At 61.7% G+C, this 17,671-nt stretch carries 12 protein-coding genes; 11 read left to right on the top strand and 1 reads right to left on the bottom strand.

All coding sequences use genetic code 11. The annotated features are described in order from the left end of the window. The first annotated feature begins 53 nt into the window (after positions 1-53). A complete protein-coding gene (locus ACT54R_RS17055; protein WP_476328233.1) occupies positions 54-605 on the top strand; it encodes a recombinase family protein in 552 nt (183 codons plus the stop codon). 88 nt (positions 606-693) lie between these two features. Here the strand turns inward: ACT54R_RS17055 and ACT54R_RS17050 are convergent, their stop codons facing one another. Continuing rightward, positions 694-1,935, bottom strand: a complete 1,242-nt coding sequence (locus ACT54R_RS17050) for an MFS transporter (RefSeq protein WP_476328232.1) — start codon at positions 1,933-1,935, stop codon at positions 694-696. 69 nt (positions 1,936-2,004) lie between these two features. Between ACT54R_RS17050 and ACT54R_RS17045 the strand changes: the two genes are divergently transcribed. From ACT54R_RS17045 to brxL, 10 genes are all read left to right on the top strand, one after another. Then, complete coding sequence (locus tag ACT54R_RS17045; protein ID WP_476328230.1) at positions 2,005-2,439, top strand: helix-turn-helix domain-containing protein; 435 nt, start codon at positions 2,005-2,007, stop codon at positions 2,437-2,439. Between the two features lie 402 nt (positions 2,440-2,841). Next, positions 2,842-3,042, top strand: coding sequence for a type II toxin-antitoxin system Phd/YefM family antitoxin (locus tag ACT54R_RS17040; RefSeq protein ID WP_476328228.1), 201 nt, complete (start codon positions 2,842-2,844; stop codon positions 3,040-3,042). Between the two features lie 79 nt (positions 3,043-3,121). Beyond that, complete coding sequence (locus ACT54R_RS17035; protein ID WP_476328226.1) at positions 3,122-3,682, top strand: BrxE family protein; 561 nt, start codon at positions 3,122-3,124, stop codon at positions 3,680-3,682. After that, complete coding sequence (locus ACT54R_RS17030; RefSeq protein ID WP_476328224.1) at positions 3,679-4,464, top strand: BrxA family protein; 786 nt, start codon at positions 3,679-3,681, stop codon at positions 4,462-4,464. Before ACT54R_RS17035 ends, ACT54R_RS17030 begins: the two co-directional genes overlap by 4 nt. After that, on the top strand, positions 4,461-5,036 hold the full coding sequence (locus tag ACT54R_RS17025; protein WP_476328222.1) for a BREX protein BrxB domain-containing protein: 576 nt from the start codon (positions 4,461-4,463) through the stop codon (positions 5,034-5,036). Before ACT54R_RS17030 ends, ACT54R_RS17025 begins: the two co-directional genes overlap by 4 nt. 12 nt (positions 5,037-5,048) lie before the next feature. Next, entirely contained in the window at positions 5,049-8,579 is a 3,531-nt protein-coding gene (gene brxC / locus ACT54R_RS17020; RefSeq protein WP_476328220.1) for a BREX system P-loop protein BrxC, read from the top strand. Positions 8,580-8,589: 10 nt separating this feature from the next. After that, entirely contained in the window at positions 8,590-10,587 is a 1,998-nt protein-coding gene (locus ACT54R_RS17015; RefSeq protein WP_476328218.1) for an Eco57I restriction-modification methylase domain-containing protein, read from the top strand. Positions 10,588-11,135: 548 nt separating this feature from the next. Then, on the top strand, positions 11,136-12,608 hold the full coding sequence (locus ACT54R_RS17010) for a hypothetical protein (protein WP_476328216.1): 1,473 nt from the start codon (positions 11,136-11,138) through the stop codon (positions 12,606-12,608). Continuing rightward, on the top strand, positions 12,608-15,193 hold the full coding sequence (locus ACT54R_RS17005; protein ID WP_476328214.1) for a PglZ domain-containing protein: 2,586 nt from the start codon (positions 12,608-12,610) through the stop codon (positions 15,191-15,193). Before ACT54R_RS17010 ends, ACT54R_RS17005 begins: the two co-directional genes overlap by 1 nt. A 3-nt stretch (positions 15,194-15,196) precedes the next feature. Next, positions 15,197-17,230, top strand: a complete 2,034-nt coding sequence (gene brxL, locus ACT54R_RS17000) for a protease Lon-related BREX system protein BrxL (protein WP_476328212.1) — start codon at positions 15,197-15,199, stop codon at positions 17,228-17,230. Positions 17,231-17,671: the final 441 nt, after the last annotated feature.

Raw genomic sequence — 17,671 nt, 5'->3', positions numbered from 1 at the left:
CTCATAAATATCAATCGCTTGCGCGTCTCGAATTATAGTCTCATAATGCATTCATGATCATTGGCTATGCGCGCGTATCTACTGACGGACAGACGCTAGACAGCCAGATCGAACACCTCAGGACAGCAGGCTGCCAGAAAGTCTTTTCTGAGACGGCAAGTGGCGCCAAGACAGATCGGCGCGAGCTGCGACGCTGCATTGCTTCACTCAAGCCCAGCGATGTTCTCATTGTCGTGCGGCTCGACCGCCTTGCCCGCTCCACGCGCGATCTGCTCAATGTGCTGGCTGAAGTGAGCGAGCGGGGCGCGGCCTTCCGATCCCTGTCCGATGCATGGGCCGACACCACCACCCCTCACGGCAGGCTCATGCTGACGGTCCTTGGTGGCCTAGCGGAGTTCGAGCGCGAACTGATCAAGACCCGCACGGGCGAAGGACGCATCCGCGCCAAGGCGCGAGGCGTCAAGTTCGGCCGCAAGAGCGTGCTCACTGCAGATCAACGCGCCTACGTGGCCAAGCTCCGTGGCGAGGGCGAAAGCGTGCGGCACATCGCCCGTGTAATGGGCGTCAGCACAGCCACCATCGGACGCATTGCGCCTGCTCCCTAGGAGGGGATCCGGAGCACCAGGAGGTCCCTCAGCGGTTCACCCGATGCAAAATAGCCGATGCCCCGCATGACTGCGGGGTTTTACGCCACTAGTGCGACATTCCGCGCAAACGGGCGCCAACGTCGACCTTAACCGCGATGGCGACGAGCATCATGGCGCCAGCCAGGAAAAAGGTTAGCCGCATCCCCCAGGCGATGACAAAAGGCGTCGCACGCGCGAACTCTTCTGTTCCCAGGCCGAAAGCGAAGACGGTCCCCATCGCAGACGCACCGGCAATCAGGCCGATATTGCGTGACAGGCCCAGCAACCCGGAGACGGTGCCGCGCAGGTCCGTGGAGATGTCGGCCAGCGCGGCGGTGTTATTGGCGGCCTGAAATAGCTGATAGCCTGGCGTTAGCACGACGATGGACAGCACATAGCCCGCAACGCCGATCACGTTCGGCAGAAACGCCAGCAGAAGTGCGCCTGTCGCGAGTAGGGCCAGGCCGGCGGCGAGCACGCGGTCGCTGCCCCAGGCATCCACCAGCCTCCCGGACGGAATGCCGCTGAAGATTGGGATCACAGGGCCAACTGCTATGACAAAGCCGACCTGCGGCGCGCTCAGGCCAAGCCCGACGCTGAGATAGAAGGGGCCGACCACCAGCGTCGTCATCATGACGGCGGCGACGACGATATTCACCAGTAGGCTTGATGCGAGGTTCCGGTCCGTGGTGGTGCGCAGGCGAACGGCCGGGGCCCTCTCCCTGACGGGCTCGGCCGGGAGCATGGTGACCGCCAGTATCAGTGCCAATGCCGCCAATGGCGCCTGCACCCAGAAGATACCGCGCCATCCTGCCACCGGGATGAGCAGCCCACCGAGCGGGGGGCCAAGTGCTGTGCCCAGCGCCGATAGGGTGCCGAGCAGGCCCATGGCTCGCCCGACGCCCGCCTCGCTCGTGGTCTGGCGCATCAGCGCCATGGCGAGCGTCATCAGGAATGCCGCGCCCAGCCCCTGAAGCGCCCGCGCCCCGATCAGCAGCGAAAGGTTCGGCGCGACGGCGCATAGCACTGAGGCGATGGCGAATACGGAGAGGCCGGTCACCAGCATGGGCTTCAGTCCGCAACGGTCGCCGAGCCTACCAGCGATCACCACGCAGCCCGTCAGGGCCGCGAGATAGGCGACCACCACCGCCTGCACCTGTGCGAAGGGCGCGGAGAAGGCCTCGGCAAACGCCGGCAATGCGATATTGGCAATGCTCGTGCCGAGCGAAGCCAACAGCATCGCGAGCGCGAGTGTGACCACGATTCCCGCTTGCGCCTTCTCCAACACCCCTGATCGTGTCAATCCCATTGACTTGTCCTCTTGCTTCGAGAGCCGTTAGCGTGCAGGCTGCCACTTAAAGCCGACTTGAGGTCAAGCATGAAGTTTCTGGATATTGGCGAGGTTGCGGAAAAGAGCGGCAACAAGCCCTCGGCGCTGCGCTACTACGAGGAAGCCGGGCTGATTTCATCGGTCTCGCGGCACGGATTGCGCCGACAATTTGCCCCCGAGGTGCTGTTGCAGCTCAAGCTGATCTCAATGGGCAAGTCAGCCGGCTTTTCGCTCGGCGAGATCGCTGGGATGTTCGGCAGGAATGGCATGCCGGATTTGCCACGTGCGACGCTTCACGCGAAGGCGGAAGAGATTGACCGGAAAATCCGCGAGCTGACGGCGCTGCGCGACACCCTCCGCCATGTCGCCGAGTGCCCGGCCCCCTCTCACATGGAGTGCCCGACGTTTCGCCGACTGGTGGACATGGCAGGCAAACGCGGCGGCAAGCACAAAAAGATGACAAGGCCGAAATCGGGCACCTGATCGGCATGGAGGTTTCCGTGCGTCCGCGAGGGCTGGTGGCGATAGAGCTCCAGGGGCCGAAGTTTGCTGCTGTGATGATGAATGGCCGATTCGGGGCCGGGAGCGGACTTTCCGCTATTGGGGGACTTCAAACGAGAATCGGACATATCGCCGATGAATGTCCGAGGCCGAAACTGACGCTAAGCGTCCCATCAGGCGCGCCGTTGCGAACGTCCGCTTCGCGCCCCCAATCGTCTCGACCTTAGGACAGCCATTGCACCGATCCCGCCAGGCTCCCTTCTCCGCACTTACCGAAAGGGGTTGCACGCGATAGCTGGCAGATATCTTAATACGAATTGGCGGTTGCGCGGCGCACCAGTTTGGCCAAAATGGCCACCTCTTAGAAGGGTGGAACGATTCCGGATGAAGTCTCTCTCCGCAAAAGAGGCGAAGTACGAGTTTGGGCGTCTCATTGATCTAGCACGAGCAGCGCCGGTAGCCATCCTGAAGCATGGCCGGCCTGTAGTTGTAGTCATGTCCATAGAAGAGTTTGAAAGATTGAATCCCGAGGGCCGGACAAGCTATGATCTTGAGACCCCAATCCGATCCATCGGCAAGACTTAGTGTTCCTCCCCCGAACACGTACGGCTACACAAACGAATTTTTGCTGCGTGACCCCCAACACAATGGCTGCGCGCGATCAATGACTGAGTTGGACTACGAGTGGCTGCTCAAGCTTCGGGTCGCGGTAGCACGGTGCGGCGAGATGGATCTCGCCCGGTGGTGGAACACCAGCAAACAACTAGGGGCTTCCGGCGCATCCGTGCTCAAGCGGGGTTTCCCGCGGACGCACTATTTTGCGCAGGCGCGCGGCGTTATGGCCGTCGCGTCGCATCGCTGCGACCAGCTCCTCCGCCAGACCGACGCCATCACCCTCTGGCGGCTCCCGGAGGCAGTTGAAGAACGTTTCGAGTCACTCTGGGAAACCTGGCTCGATCGTCACGGCGAGTGGCGGCCCTACTTCGAGGCCGTCGCGGCTCTCCGCAGCGGTGACGTCATCGCGGCCACGACCGACCTCGGCCTCGTCACAAGCGACGAGGTCAAGGAATTTCTCGCCCTCCGGGCAGAGCCCGACGGCCGAGGGCTGTCCGTCGGCAATATCTTCACCGGGGAGCGCCCACAGATCGCCCTTCTTGCCTTGGCATTCTCGGTCGGGCGCGCCAACGACCCGGTCGTCCCCTTCGTTCGTGCAAGCGCCGCATGAAGAATGCGTCTAGATCACGCATCGTCTCGTCCTTCACCATCGTTAAAGGCGCGATGATCGAGGAAACGTACGCCGTGTTCCGCGCGTGGGACCTGCACCGCCCGAAGCGCGAGAACCTCGACCATCTCCGGGATAGCAATTTCATCGGAGCGCGCAGCGCCGCCTGGCTGCGCGACATGATCTTCGTCCTGAACCGGCGCTTCGATCCAGGCGGTCGCGACAAGCCGCTCGTGCTCCTCGCGAAGCAGGATTGCCCCATGGAGGAATGGAAGCCCCTTCTCCTGTGGCACATGACGCGCGACGAGTTTCTGCTCCGCGACTTCATCCAGCATTGGCTCTTTAAGGCTTACGCGAAAGGCCAGTTTCGCGTGCGCCCCGCGGAGCTAGATTCCTACCTGAAGTCGATCGAACGGCGCGGCGGCCGAATCGAGCACGTCTGGACGGAAGCGACCCTTCACCGTGTGGCGGCGGGGTTGTTGAAGATCGCCTCCGACTTCGATCTCCTCAAAGGCTCCGCAATCAAGGAGTTCACCGCCTACCATCTCCCGGAGCGCAGCTTCATCTACCTTCTCCACGCCATCCGGGAGCGTGAGGCCAATCCCGGACGCCTTCTTACCGCGTCTGATTGGCGCCTGTTTCTGATGAGCCCCGAAGATGTGGAGCGCGAGCTCTTGCGTCTCCATCAGTATCGCAAACTTCGCTTCGAGGTGGCTGGCAGCCTGATGCAGCTGTCGCTCCCCTGCAAATCCGCTGAAGCCTACGCGGAGAGGATGTCTGCATGACCGATCTGCAGGACCGTCTCACCCAAGACCTGGAGCCAGCCCTCAGTCTCGCCGACCCGCGTCCGAGGCTCAGCGCCTATCATGACATGCCTTATGCCATCTTCCGCTACGCCGCCGAGGACGAGTTCGTGCTTAGATCTGCGGTCCGGCGTTTGACGACACGGCTGCAGAACACGGGCAAGCGCGTTACCGATATCTCGCTGGCGGAATGCTTCCAGACGGCGGTTGCTTCACAGCGCCCGCCACAGGCTTGGTTCGATGCGGAGCGCGACACCGGGCTCGAGACGATCGCGCAGACCTTGACCAATCTTCTCGACGATTTTCAGCCGTTAGTCGATATGGTCGGCGCGCGCATGCCGCCAGAGGCCGACCCGCTGCACGACATAGTCTTCATCGTCAGAACCGGCGCGCTCTTTCCCGTCTATCGTACTTTCTCGCTCCTGGAGCAGCTGAAGGGTCGGGTAGTGGCGCCCACGATCCTCTTCTATCCCGGCGATCTCGATGGAGCGGCCGGGCTCCGCTTCATGGGTGTTTTCGACGCTGAGCACAATTATCGACCTAAGATCTTTTGAGTGGACATGGGCATGTCGACGATCGCAACCCTCTTTTCCGGTGACGTCTCGAGGCGGATCGAAGAGGTCATCAAGGTCGACCAGACGTCGGCCGAAGTCATCGCCTCGGAACTTGACGAGTACGTGGCGACGGAGTCGATCCGTCGCCACTTCGTCGACGTGCTCGAGCTCTATCTCGAAACACCCCGTAAACCCCATGAAGGGATCGCCGTTTGGGTCTCAGGCTTCTTCGGCTCCGGCAAATCGAGCTACGCGAAGATCCTAGGACTCGCGATCGAGAACCGCGACATCCTCGGCACCGGCGCCGCCAAGCGCTTCGCCACCCGCACCGGCGACCCTAAGCTGACGGTGCTGCTCGACGGCATCAACCAGACTATCCCGACCCATACCGTCATCTTCGACGTCTCGACAGATCGCGGCATCCGGTCGGGCAACCAGATGCTGACCGAGATCATGTACCGCCTGTTCCTCGAGAGCCTCGGCTACGCCAAGGACATCGAGCTGGCCGAGCTCGAGATCGACCTCGAGACCCGGGGGCAATTGCCCGAGTTCGAGGCGGCATTCAGCAAGCTTCACGGCAAGGACTGGAAGGCCGAGAAAGGAATGCTTTCGTTCGCCATCGGCGAGGCGAGCGCGGCCTTGAGTATCCTCAACCCGAAGGTGTATCCCCAGCCGGATTCCTGGGCCAAGGCCCGCCCGAAGGTCGACGTCTCGCCCGGCAAACTTGCAGAACGGGTCACCGTGCTGATGGAGCGCCGTCGCCCTGGTCACGCGCTCATGTTCGTGGTCGACGAGGTCGGACAGTTTGTCGCCCGTGACGTGCAGAAGATGCTCGATCTGCAGGCCATCGTGCAGCAGCTCGGCGTCAAGGGGCGCGGCAAGCACTGGATCGTCGTCACCTCGCAGGAAAAGCTGAGCGAGATCGTCAGCGGCCTCGATGACAAGAAGATCGAGCTCGCCCGCCTAATGGACAGGTTTCCGATGCAGGTCCATCTCGAACCGTCCGATATCTCGGAGGTGACCAGCCGGCGCGTTCTCAAAAAGAACAGTGCGGCCGAAAGGGCGCTCGGGCAGCTCTTCGATCAACACCGCGCGCGGCTCGAGGCCTCGACCAAGCTCACCGCTGACATCGCCCTGCCGCCGCTCTCGCGGCAGACGTTCATCGATCTCTATCCGTTGCTGCCCTATCAGATCGTTCTGATCATCGATATCGTCTCGGGGCTTAGAACCCAGGGCGGCGCGAGCAAGCACGTCGGCGGCGCTAACCGGACCATCATCAAGCTCGCACAGCAGCTTCTCATCAATCCGGCCACCAACCTCGCCGGTATGGGCACCGGTGCGCTCGCGCGTCTGGATCACGTCTACGACCTGATTGAGAGCAACATCGCCTCGACGGTCCGCGCCAAGATCGCCTCGATTTCGCAACGGGTCTCGCACCCGCTCGCGCAGGCCGTGGCGAAAGTCGTGTGCCTGCTCCAGTTCGTCCCGACCGTGCACCGCACCGCAGAGAACATCGCTGCCGCGCTGTTCGAAAAGGCCGACGGAGAATCGAAGCTTCCGCAGGTGAAAGAGGCCCTCGCCGACCTTGAGAAGGCGCTCATGATCCGCCAGGGCGATGGCGGGTACCGCATACCGACGCCCGCCGAGGACGATTGGGATCAGCTGCGTTCGAGCATCGACCCGAAGGCCGCCGACCGGAAGCGGTTGTTTACCGAAACTCTGACCACGCTGTGGACGCCCCAGCCGAGCTTCAATCTCGGCGACACGAAACAGTTCAAGGCCGGCCTGATCGTCAACGGCGCCGAGGAGGTCACGGGCGACATCCCGTTCCATCTGCAGCTTGCCGAGACACAAGCTGATGCCGCGCGCGAGGCACCGTTGTTGCGGCGCCGCAGCCAGCAGGACCAGAAAAGCGTGTTCTGGGTCGTCATCCTCGATGACGAAATCCAACGCGAGCTGCGCGAGGCGTTCCGTTCCGGCCAGATGGTCGACCGCAAGGGGCGCGGCGCCACCACCGCGGACGAGACACGCCTCATCGCCGAGGAGAAGATCCGACAGCGCAAGCACATGGAGGAGCTCCGCCGCCGGCTGCGGCTCGCTTGCCTGTCGGGCCAGATCTATTCCAAGGGCAACGACCGCAGCCCCGACAGCTCTGCGACCGACGTCGGCAAGACCGCAGCGGCCATCCTGGCCCAGGTGCTGCCCGCCGTTTACGACCGGTTCGTCGAGGCCTCGGCCAAGACCGTCGACCTCAAGCGCGGAATGGACGCCCTGCTTTCCGCCGACAACCTGTCCGGCCTTCCTGCGGTCTTCAGCCAGTTGGCCCTGCTCCGAGACGAACGCGGCAAGACCGTGTTCCGCGCCGACGGGGCGCCGCTCGCGGAGGTGCTGACCGTTATCGAAGGGAAAGCCAACTACGGCGATCAGGCGACCGGTCGCTATCTCGAGGACGAGTTCTCGAAGGCGCCCTTCGGTTGGGACTTCGAGGCCGTTCGCCTGTTCACCTTGTGCCTATTGCGGGCCGGGCTGATCGATGCCGTCAGCAAAGGCCATACGATCGAGGCCGCCACAAGTGTGCAGGCGCGGGACTGCTTCTCCAGCAACAACATCTTCCGTGCGGCAAGCTTCCGCCCCAAAAAAGGGATCGACTTCGCGGTCATCGCGGAGGCAGCGCAGCAGTTCAAAGATACGTTCGGCCATGATATCCGCGAGCTGTCCGCGACGCCCCTCGTCGCGCAGCTGCGTAAGGAGCTGGAAAAAAACGAGGAGAACTTCGACACCGTCTTGAGCGTTCTTCGCGCCGCCCGGCTCCCGGGCGTCGATCGGATCGAAAACGCGGCGCAGCAGATGCGCTCGATCCAACGCGGCAGCGAAGAGAACGCCATCACGACCTTCACGGCCACGTACAAGCTTCTGAAGGAAGCCATCCAACGTGTCGCTGAGTTGTCGCGGTGCCTGACCGAGCCGGCGTTGCGGGACATCGAAAGGGGGCGGGCCGCCTTGGCGCGCCTGCCTGTTCTCACCGCCGAACCCGACTTCGATCCCGATCTGGCAGAGCGGGGACGTACTCTCTCCGACATCCTCGCCAGGGAAACATTCTTCCGCGAGCTGCCGGCCATCGACCAGACGGCAAAGGCCATCGATGACGAATTCGAGCGCCGTCTGAAGGCTGCCATCGCCGCGCGCGTCACCGCCTATCTCGATGCGCACGACGCTCTCGTGGCGACACCTGGATGGGAGAAGCTCACGGAAGGGCAGCGCACGGAAATCGAACGCCCGATCCGGCAGGGAACCAACCAGACGGTTGACGGAGCGTCGCTGCAGCAGGTCCGGTCTGACACCGAGTTGTGCCGCTCCCGGTTCGATGCCGCCGTGCAGCGCGTCTACGAGCTGCTCGAAGGCGCGCGCCTCGCGACGGTGTCGGTCGGCAGGTACTTTACGGGTGGCATCGAAACAGAGGAACAGCTTGAGCAGGCTCTGACAGGCATGCGTGAGGAGTTCTCCCGCCTCATCGGCGAAGGCAAGAAGATCATCGTACGGTGAGGCAGTCCTGATGGAAAAGGAAACCCGCAACGCGATCCAGTCGGCGACGCAAAAGGCCCGCCGCGTGCTCGAAGACGACTTCCGGGAGCAGCTCGAGGGCGTCTACGACGTCCACGTCGATGGAACGATCGCGCCTCAGGCTGGGCCACATTTGTCAGCCAAAGAGCAACGCCAGCGCGACCAAATCGTCGCAGCGATCGAGCACAAACGCGCCGGCGGCATGAAGGCCAACGAGGCCATTCTGGACTACCTGCGCGACGCTGCGTTTACGACGATCAACCGCTTCGTCGCGCTCAAGATGCTCGAAGCCCGCGACATAGTGCAGGAGTGCATCTCGAAAGGTGATGCGTCGTCTGGCTTCGCCGAGTTCAGCGGCCTCGCGCCGGGCATCAGGTTCCCGGACGGCAGCGGATATCGGCTCTACCTCGAATGCATTTTCGACGAGCTCTCAACCGAGGTGAAGGTGCTATTCGACCGGCGTGACCCGTCCGCCGTGCTCTGGCCGAAGCGAAGCACATTCGAGCAGCTGCTCGAGATCCTGAACGCGCCCGAGCTTTCCGGCGTCTGGGGCGAGGGCGAGACCGTCGGCTGGGTGTACCAGTTCTTCAATGGGCAGGACGAACGCCGCAAGATGCGCGAGGAGAGCCAGGCGCCGCGCAACAGCCGGGAGCTCGCCATCCGGAACCAGTTCTTCACGCCACGCTATGTCGTGCAGTTCCTCTCCGACAACACACTCGGCCGCATCTGGTACGAGATGCGCAACGGCGCTACGCGCCTCGGGGACCTGTGCGAGTACATGTTGCGGCGCCCGGATGAGACGTGGCAGCCGCGCGCGAAGAAAGATCCGCGCGATATGCGCGTGCTGGATCCAGCCTGCGGGTCCGGGCACTTTTTGCTCTACTGCTTCGATCTGTTGCTCGTCATGTACGAGGAAGCGTGGGCGGATGAGGCGTCACCGGCGAGCGAGGTGACCGGCAAGACGTTGCGAGAGGACTATCCCGAGATCGCGAACCTAAAGACGGCGCTGCCAGGGCTGATCCTGCGATACAACCTGCACGGCGTCGATATCGACCCGCGCTGTGCTCAAATCGGGCAGCTCGCGTTATGGATGCGAGCGCAGCGGGCATTTAAGGAGCTCGGCATCGGCGGTGCCGAGCGGCCGATCATCAAGCGCGCCAATATCGTCATCGCCGAGCCGATGCCGGGCGAGAAGGACCTGCTCAAGGAGTTCCTGGCCGAGCTGAAGGAGGACAAGCTCGAAGGGCTGATCCGGCGGGCGCTCGACGTGCCGGCCGACAAGCAGGTACCTGCGACCAAGGCCATGGCCGACAGCCTCGCCGAGCTAGTCGAGACGGTCTGGGACGGCATGAAGCTTGCCGGCGAGATGGGCACGCTGCTCAAGATCGAGCGCGATCTGGCACGGGCAATCGAGAAGGGCCGCGCTGAGTGGGAGGACACACTGCCGCTGTTCCGTGTCGCGGACTACGGCCTCGGCGGCATCACCAACGAGAAGCTTGTGCGCGTCGTCCCGGGCGCGCAGGAGGACTTCTGGACCAAGGCCGAGAAGCTTGTGTTCCAGGCGCTGGCGGACTATGCGGCGTCGGCAAGCGACTCCGGCAATGCGCGGAGGAGATTGTTCGCGGAGGATGCGGCTCAGGGCATCGCGCTCGCTGATCTCTTGGCAAAGAAATTCGATGTCGTGCTGATGAACCCGCCATTTGGTGCGGGCAGTACGCGAGCGAAGCCATATTTCGAGCGATCCTATCCCCGAACGAAAAATGACGTTTACGCGGCCTTCGTGGAGCGCGGCGTCGACGTACTTTTGGCGCGCGGACGCTTGGGCGCAATCACTTCACGCACAGGGTTTTTTTTGAAAAGTTTTCAGAAATGGCGAGAGGAAATTCTCCTAGCGCAAGCGCCACCCGTAGTGTTTGTAGATCTTGGATTCGGAGTTCTTGATAGCGCCATGGTGGAAACGGCGGCCTACTGCCTGGAGGCGCAACCGTGACGACTTTCATAAGGGTGCTAGATGCGCCGATAGAGGATAAGCCGAATGCGCTCCTAGATGCCGTCCAGAACGGCACGAATGTAGTGCGTATTGCACCGACTGAGTTCAAGACTGTTCCAGGAACTCCCTTTGCCTACTGGACGAGTGCCCGACTGCGATCTCTGTTCAAGCAGAATCAAGCATTCGAATGCCCTCCGCGTATCGTTCGACAGGGCGGCGTTACAGGAAATGATGCCAAATTTTTGAGGCTCCATTGGGAGATCTCAAGTGTTGGGAGCACATCGAATCGAGAGCGTTGGGTTCCCTTTGCGAAGGGAGGCAACGTATCGCTGTGGTACTCTGCTTACCCCGTAGTAGTGCGATGGGACGATCGGAGAACCACATTCTTCGGATACACCGGCCTGCTACACCGCTCCAGTGAAAAACCGTCCTCCGCAGATCACTATTTCAATCCAGCACTCACTTGGCCACTTCGCGCGGCTCAGTTCGCACCTGTTCCACTTCCTCGCGGCTGTGTTTTTAGCATTCGAGGTTACGCTATAATTTCCATGGAAGCCGAACTTCTTTCGATTGCAGCAATCTGCAACTCATCAGTGTTTGACTACCTGTTCAAAGTGGCGCTGGGCCGATTTGGTCATCCTGAGTTTGTTGTTGGCGTTCTTCAGAAGCTCCCTTACCCGAATTTCTCGGAGAAGGTGCGCGCTGAATTGACTGAGCTGGCGCGACGGGCTTGGTCATTGAAACGGAGCCTCGATACCGGGAACGAGACTTCCCACGCCTTCACACTTCCCGCTGGCAAAAATCAGCTTCTTTCTGATTCCGCATGTCGTGCAATTGATGCGGAGATCGAAGCGATAGGAAAACGTGTCGATGCCATCTGCTTGCAGTTGTACGATGTCGATTCCGTGGATCGCAAAGCGATTGAGGAATTCTCGCGGAAGGCCGAGCAACCGCTCGGGGAAGATGAAACCAGCGAGGAGACACATCTCGACGACGACGAAGACACCGATGCTGCAGAGTCAGTGAGCTCAGAATGGGGTCAAATTTCTTGGCTGATCGGTGTTGGGTTCAGCCGCTTCGATCCCCGTCTCGCAACGGGAGAGCGCGCGGTCCCTCCAGAGCCTGAACCGTTCGAACCCTTGCCGTCGCGTTCCCCGGCCATGTACCCTGAAGGTGAGGAGCCCTCTGAACATCCCGACATCCTTGTCGACGACGAAGGCCATCTTAAGGACCTGACCGCACTTGTGCAGAGATGGGGCGAGAGCGTCGGCGTGGAGGTGGCGGCAGACTTGCGCCCGTGGATCGCGCGCGAGTTCTTCCCTCTGCACATCAAGATGTACTCGAAAAGTCGTCGCAAGGCGCCGATCTACTGGCAGCTCGCGACGCCGTCGGCCAGCTATTCGGTCTGGCTCTATATCCACGCCTTCACCAAGGACACGCTGTTCCGCGTCCAGAACGATTACGCCGCGGGCAAGCTAGCGCACGAGGAGCGCCAGCTCGAGACGCTGCGAGCCGAGGCCGGCCCCGATCCTATCACCGCGCAGCGCAAAGCCATTGAGGCGCAGGAAGGCTTCGTCGATGAAATGCGGACCTTTCTCGACGAGGTAAAGCGCGTCGCCCCTCTCTGGAACCCGAACCTCGACGACGGCGTGATCATCAACTTCGCGCCGCTCTGGCGTCTCGTGCCGCAGCACAAGCCCTGGCAGAAGGAGCTGAAATCGACTTGGGACACGCTCTGCGCTGGCAGATACGACTGGGCGCACCTCGCCATGCACCTCTGGCCCGAGCGCGTCGTGCCGAAATGCGCCGAGGACCGCAGCCTCGCCATCGCTCACGACCTCGAGGACGTGTTCTGGTATCAGGACGACGACAAGAATTGGAAGCCACGCGAGGAGCCGACGAGGCCAATCGATGCGCTCGTGAAGGAGCGGACGTCGTTCGCCGTTAAGGCAGCACTCAAGAGTCTGATGGAAGCGCCGGAGCAAGCAGGCGGCGCACGACGCGGCCGGGGGAGACGCTGATGACGACAAAGGAAGCTGCCGATCCCCATCCGCTGCACAGCTACATCGCTCGCCGGATTGCCGACAGGCTGAAGGAACGGCACGTTGTCGTCATCTATGACAAGAACGAAGAGCTCCGGCCATTCTTCGCCGAGCTGACCTCCGACCCCGCCACTGACTCGCTTGTTCCCGTGCGCGTCGGCTACAGATCGCCGAAGCTATGCATTTACGACGGGTCATTCCTCAAAGTACGCTTCCTCGTCGAGCCCGTCACGAGCGGTGAGGTTCCCGAGGATACGCTGATCTACATCCCTGGCCGCGAGCGCGACGAAACGGGATCGCTGCTCATGGAGCTCGAGAAGGGCGGAGACCTCTATCGGCCGCCCGCACTGAAGCGTCTCGCGCGCGAGGTGCTGCGCAAACGTTTCACCGATGTCGCCATCGACGAGATGCTGAAGTCGGACGCACTGCGCTACGCCGACTTCGCGCGCATGAGCCAGGATGACGGTGCGAACAACGGTCCATCCCTCCTCAAGGGCATCTTTGGCGTCACCGACAGCCTTTCGATCCTGACCGAATGGCTGGCCGACACCGGTTGCGATGCCGAGATCGCAGCAAAGGGCGCGGACGGGGAGCTGCGCACTCTGGCGCATGCGCGCCTGGGAGCCAGTCTTCCCGACGGTGCCGATCTGGCTCGGATGCGTTCGAACCTCGGCCGGTATGTGCTGGCCAACGCCTTCCGGGCCGACCTGTCCCCCAAGGCCAAGCTGCCCGCCACTGCCGATCAATCTCTGAGTGGAATTCCTCTCCCCTCGTCGGCCGAACAATCCCGGGCCGTCTCGGAGGTTTGTCGCCGGCTGCGCGAGAGGTATGCGGCCGCCTATGTGCTGCTCGCCGACCGAGTCGAGCAGGACCTCAGCCTGCATGCGGATCAGGACCTCGGCTCGAGCCTAGGGCCCGCCGATACCTTCCGCTTCGAAGAAAAGTCCGTTGCTCTGGCCTGCTTCAATCTCATCGCAGCGGCCGATTTCGCCGGAGCGAAGGCGGTTGTCGACACGCGGACGGAAAGCTTCTGGATCAATCGTGACGTTGCGCGCCTGACAGTGTGGCAGGCATGTCGCTTGATGCTGGACCTCGGCATCGCGGCCGAGCAAGCCGACGGGAGCATGAAGAAGGCCAACGGAGACGCTGCTGCCTGGGTCGAGCGCTATGTCGCCGCAAAGGACGGATGGCACCATCTTGACCGTATCCAGAGGCGCCTCGAGGCGATCCTTCCCGAGCTCGAGGACGAGATCCCCGAACGCGCCATCGGCCGCGTGCGGGCCATTTATGAAGACGCCGTCTGTCGGATGTCCGAGGGCTTCCTCACGGCCTTCGCGAAGGCCGGCTGCAGCATCCCTGGGGCCTTGCATCAGACCCGCATTTGGTCCGATCTTGTGCAGCCACTCCCGAAACCCGTCGTTCTCGTGGTCGTGGATGCCATGCGGTATGAGATGGGTGCGGAGCTTGCGACACGCATCGCCAACTTCGGTGAAGTTCAGCTGAGACCGGCGATTGCCGCTCTTCCATCGATCACTCCCATCGGAATGGCGGCCCTTCTGCCGGCGGCGTCAGGCGAATTCTCGATCGGGACCCAGAATGGCCGGTTCGGCGCGATTGTCGGGAGCGCCTTCCTTCCCGACCTTTCTGCGCGCCTAAAGTACCTGAAGGCCCAGATACGCGACCTCCTCGACCTCACCCTCGACGATGCACTCTCGGGCAACACCAAGTCGCTCCAGAAGCGCATCGGCACTGCCAAAGTCGTCCTGATCCGCTCGACGGAGATCGATGCAGCGGGAGAGAACACCGGGACCGTGTCGGCGCGCCGGATCATGGAGCGGGTCATCGAGGACATCGCCCGATGCCTGCAGCGCCTCGCATCGGCCGGCATCGAGAACGTCGTAGTCACTTCGGATCATGGCCACCTCTTCTTCGCATCGGATCGCGATGCATCGATGCGGATCGACGCACCGGGCGGCGATACGGCCGATCTTCATCGCCGCTGCTGGACGGGCAGAGGTGGCGCGACTCCCGCCGGCAGCGTCAGAATCTCCGGATCGAAACTCGGCTACGCGACGGATCTCGACGTCGTTCTCCCTGCAAGCACATCCGTGTTCAAATCGGGCGGAGATCTCGCCTACCATCACGGCGGCGCTTCTCTCCAGGAGATGGTGATCCCTGTCATTAAGACGCGCCTCAGATCCACGGCCGAGGCCCGGGCGGAAAAAAACGCCGTCACCGTCACCCACGACTTCAATGCGGTCACCAATCGCATCTTCTCCGTCAAGATCGAGCTCGGCGGCGCAGCGAAGAGCCTCTTCGAGCAGGCGCGCCGCGTCCGCCCTATTGTCGTGGCCGGAGAGCGTCAGGTCGCGATGCCCGGAGTTGCTGTGGGCGGGCACCTCGAAAACGGCTGCCTGCTTCTCGAGCCCGGTTCCCCTGCCACGGTAGGGTTCATATTGACCGATGACACCGTCGAGACTGTCCGCGTCCAGGTTCTTGACGCCGATACCGACGCCCTTCTTTTCATATCGCCGAAGGACCTTCCGGTCCGGCTCGGAGTCTAGTCGATGTTGTCAACAGCACGTGATGCCCTCGACGATAAAGCGAACCGCGTCTTCGCCGGCAAGGTTGTGCGCAAGGATCTCGTCCGACGGGTGAAGGTCGGTACCAATGTGCCCGTGTTCGTGCTCGAGTATCTCCTCGGAAAGTATTGTGCCTCGTCGGATGAGATGGCTATCCAGATGGGCCTCCAGGTAGTGAATACGAGTCTGGCCGATAATTATATCCGCCCCGATGAGGCGATGAAGGCCCAAAGCAAGGTCAAGGAGAAGGGCCGGTGGACTTTCATCGACAAAGTCAAGGTTCGTCTCGTCGATTCTGACTATTGGGCAGAGGTCAACAACTTCGGCAATCGCAACGTCCACATCCCCAATCAGTACGTCCGCGACTACGAGCGGCTGCTGACGGGCGGGATTTGGGCGCAGATCGACATGCGCTTTGAATATGACGAGGACGGCAAGGGCAAGAACCCCTTCTGGATCGACAAGCTGGTGCCCATCCAGGTGGCCACTTTCAATCTCGAAGAGTACCAGCAGCTTCGCGCGGAATTCACCGTCGCAGAGTGGATGGATCTCATTCTCCGCAGCATGGGCTACGAGCCCTCCGAGATGTCCCGGCGTCTCAAGCTGCTGTTCCTGACCCGGCTGATACCGTTGTGCGAGCGCAACTATAATCTCGTCGAGCTGGGCCCGCGCGGCACCGGCAAAAGCTATGTCGTGCAAGAGGTCTCGCCCTATGCCGCCCTCATGACCGGACCGACGACCGTCGCCAACCTCTTTGGCCATATGGGTGGTCGCTCGAAAGGTCTCGTCCAGATCTGGGACGTCGTCGGCTTCGACGAAGTGGCGGATCTCGAAAAGATGCCAAAAGAGGTCATCACCACCATGAAGACCTACTGCGAGTCGGGTTCGTATCAGAGAGGCCAAGAAGCTGCGTCTGGCGAAGCGAGCGTCGCGATGTTCGGTAACACCAACCAGCCGATCGACGTTATGGTGCAGTCGGGCCATCTATTCGAGCCGATGCCAGAATTCATTCGCAATGACATGGCCTTCATCGACCGCTTGCATTTCTATCTTCCAGGATGGGAAATCCCGAAGATGAGAAACGAGCTCTTCACCGATCACTACGGATTTGTCGTCGACTATCTGGCGGAAGCCTTGCGTGAGCTCCGGCGGCACAATTTAACCGAGGTCCCCGACCGCTATTTCACCATGGGCTCCCACCTCGTGTCCCGCGATCGAAAGGCAGTCAAGCGCACGGTCTCCGGGCTCATGAAAATTCTCTATCCCGACGGCAAAGCCACGCGAGACGAGGTGGCGGAGCTCCTCGAGTTTGCGATGGAGGGCCGTCGCCGCGTGAAAGAGCAGCTCAAGAAGATGGGCTCGTTCGAGTACTATCACACTTCGTTCAGCTATACGGATACCGAGACGGGCAACGAGCGCTTCGTGGGCGTGCCCGAACAGGGCGGTCGCAACATGATCTCTGCCGATCCACTGCCCCCGGGCAGTGTCTACACGGCCAGCGTCGCGCTTGATGGCACCGTCGGATTGTTCCGCGTAGAGGTATCAATCAGCACGGGCGCGGGCAAGTTGAGAACCGCCGGCGGAATCAGCGGCGCGACCAAGGAGTCCGTCAATCGTGCGTTCAGCTATATGCTCACTCGAAAGGCCGAGCTGACGATCGCTCGAGAGCTCGACAGCTCCGATCTCCACGTCGAGGTGATCGACCTGCTCAATAACCGCGTCGAAGGCGAGATTGGACTGGGGTTCTTCGTTGCCGCCTTCTCCGCGCTGAAGAAAGCCGCGCCCGCCGCAGCCCTACTCGTGCTCGGTGACCTCAGCGTGCAGGGCAATATAAAGGGCGTCAGGTCGTTGGTCGAACCGCTGCAGATCGCCATGGACAACGGCGCAAAGCGCGCACTAATTCCACTCGAAAACAAGCGCAGCTTCCTCGAGGTCACGGGCGACGTGATGGAGCAGGTCGATCCGATCTTCTTCGGTGACGCCAAGATCGCGGCCCTCAAAGCTCTCGGCATGAACTAATCGCGTCTAGGTTCAACAGATATGTACGCCACGGCGACCTGACATATGATGCGCTCGGCAAGGCTCATTTCCCATTGAACTGGCGCAAAGGCGCCAACGCCCCACGTCGCGAATGTCCGCTTTTGGGCCGCGGCGGTTACCATATCAATGGCCGAGATGGCGGCGCTTTGCTGACAGACGGCTTCGGGGGCCGATTTCGGTCTGCCCGGTTCCAGCGCGAAAACAGAGAAAGCCGACAATCTGCATCCAACCCCCTTTTAGGTCGTTCGCGGATCCCTTGGGGACTGCGGTAAAAGCTGCCGCTCGCGCCGAGTTTAAGAGCCGTTATAGTAGCGGTGACAAGATCAAAGCGTTCCTCACCTAGCCTGTTGAGACCGATAGACTAGGCACTCCGAGAAGATCGCGTTGCGTCTGTAGCTGCCGTCCTCGGCGTGGGCGTCA

The organism is Xanthobacter sp. DMC47 (assembly GCF_056313845.1).
The sequence above is the reverse complement of the archived record's forward strand: the minus strand, read 5'-3'. Positions and strand labels throughout refer to the sequence as shown.